The 2,214-nt window shown below is 59.6% G+C and carries 2 protein-coding genes and 1 pseudogene; all 3 read right to left on the reverse strand.

Annotated elements, in window-relative coordinates:
- Positions 1–1,552, reverse strand: a 1,552-nt coding sequence (locus AB4043_RS23105) for a protein kinase domain-containing protein (protein WP_442308221.1), incomplete at its 3' end; no start/stop codon positions are given.
- 153 nt (positions 1,553–1,705) lie between these two features.
- Positions 1,706–1,954: a hypothetical protein gene (locus AB4043_RS23110; RefSeq protein WP_442301675.1), complete on the reverse strand. Its 249-nt coding sequence runs from the start codon at positions 1,952–1,954 to the stop codon at positions 1,706–1,708.
- Between the two features lie 10 nt (positions 1,955–1,964).
- Positions 1,965–2,214 (reverse strand): annotated as a pseudogene (locus tag AB4043_RS23115) (Na+/galactose cotransporter); the annotation flags it as partial.

A 2,214-nucleotide genomic window follows, 5' to 3' on the forward strand; every position in this document is an offset into this window, starting at 1 on the left:
CCTCCAGCAGGGTGCGAGCACGATCAAGATCGTCGCGCGATCCGGTCGTCTGCATGAAGCTGGAAAGAATCGCGCGGCCCTGAAGATAGTCTTCCGAGGTGTCTTCCGTCAGCGGTATGGAGGTACTGGGAACTGCGGCACGCTTGCGTTTCAGACCACCAAAGCCCTGCAGTGAGGCGAAGACCTCGTTACTGATCTCCGTCTGCACGGCAACCAGATCGAACGATGCCACACTGATGGCGCCGCCGGCGAGAATGCTTTGTCCGGCGACGTCCAATAGCTGCCAGTTCAGGTCAAAGCCCTTCTCCGACCGCAGGAAGTTCCCGGCCAGCACAAACTGCACCAGCAGCTTCCGGCCGATAGCCAGCGGATCAAGCTGCTGCACCGGCACATTCATCAGGGAGCTGGTGGGACGCACGACGAGATCCGAGATACGCGCCAACCTGGCCGACATAGCATCGGCAAGTGCATGCCCGTAGAGCGGAGAGACATCGCCTGCCGGAGCGAAGTTCACGAACGGAAGAACAACGATCGAGTTTTCCTTGGTAGGAGTCTCGGTGCTGTCGCGGAAACGCTCGGCAAGCATCGACAGAATGCCGGTGGAGCGCTTCTCTTCCTCCTGCGGCGTCTCCAGACGGGCGAGCGGCGAGCCTCCCGGCACAACGACAGCTTCAAGCTGCATCGTGGTCAGAATGGTCTTCAGGCTTTCGCGCAGCTCTAGTGCTGATCCGAAGCGGGCCGACGGCTGCTTCTCCAGGCAGCGGAGGATGACACTCTCAAGCTCCTGCGGAAGCGAGGGCGCAATCTCGCGCAACGGCGGCGGATCAGAAAACTGAATGGCTCGAATGGACTGGAACTCCGGCGCATCCGGACGATGGAACGGATGGCGCCCGGCAGCGAGCTCATACAGGATGAGTCCCAACGCAAAGATGTCGCTCTGCACACTCGACTGCCCGGTCACGAACTGCTCGGGAGCCATATAGGCCACAGTTCCGCCGCGAGCGGTGTATGTCGGCCCTACAGGCGCGTTGACATCGCGCTTGTCACCGGGCTTCACCGGGTCAAAGTGCATGTCCTCTGCCGAGAGCCGCCGAGCGAGGCCGAAGTCGAGGATCTTGATCAGGCCGCCATCCGTCAGCATGACGTTGGCGGGCTTCAGGTCGCGATGGAAGATGCCGAGCGCATGCGCGGCGGCGAGGCCGTCGGCCATCTGCATACCTGCCGAGAGGATGAGCTGCAGGCTCGCCGGTCCCTCACCGATGACCTTGTCCAGGCTCTTGCCGGGAATGTACTGCATGGCAATGAATGCCTCATCCTCGGTCTCACCCGTGTCATAGATCGCGCAGACGTTGGGATGGTCGATTGCGGAGGCCAATCGCGCCTCACGCAGAACGGTCGAACGGATCTGCTCGACGGTCAGGGCTCCACGCTTGATCAGCTTGAGAACGACTGGACGTTGCAGCAGGGTGTCCGTGGCAAGATAGACGACGCCGGAACCGCCTGCACCCAGCTTCCGGACAATCTCATATTGCTCGACCTGTCGTTGCTTCATATCTTGATTATCGCAAGTCGGCTGTGGAACTTTACTCCAGCACAAGCTCATGCGCTGAGTTGGGCTCGCTAAAGACGACATGGGCGGGCAAATCACTTCGCCCGCCCATGCTGTACCTCTTCAACTTTCAACTTGCAACTTTTAACTCTTACCCTAGTGCGGATACTGCGGACGTTCCCACGGCCGCGGATTTACCGGATCGTTCTTCCAGCTCTGGCGCTTGCCCAGGTACCACATCAGCGCGCCAAACAGGAACATCACGATTCCCCATTCGATGTTCAGATTATCGCCCAGCGACTTCTGATAGATGGCTGAGCCGCGGGTGAAGAATCCATAGACGGTCATCAGACCGCCGGTCACAAGAAACATMAGGCCAAGCGGAAAACGGATATCGAGTCCCATGCATTCCTCCTTACGCGAACACCAGGTTGAGAATCACCAGCAAGACCAGCACGGCGATCGCCAGCGATGCCGGCTTCTGCCACCAGGCGAGGTGCTCCTCCACCGGCTTGGGTGTGAGTGAATAGACCAGGCCGACCAGTTCAGGCTCAGGCCGTGGTTTCGTCATCAAGCTGATAGCGACGGTCACCAGCAGATTGACGGAGAAGGCCACAATTGCGGTCCAGAAGTTCTGGGCCATGTCACTCGGATAGGTGTGGACC

This window comes from Terriglobus sp. YAF25 (assembly GCF_052113305.1).
Lineage (GTDB): Bacteria > Acidobacteriota > Terriglobia > Terriglobales > Acidobacteriaceae > Terriglobus.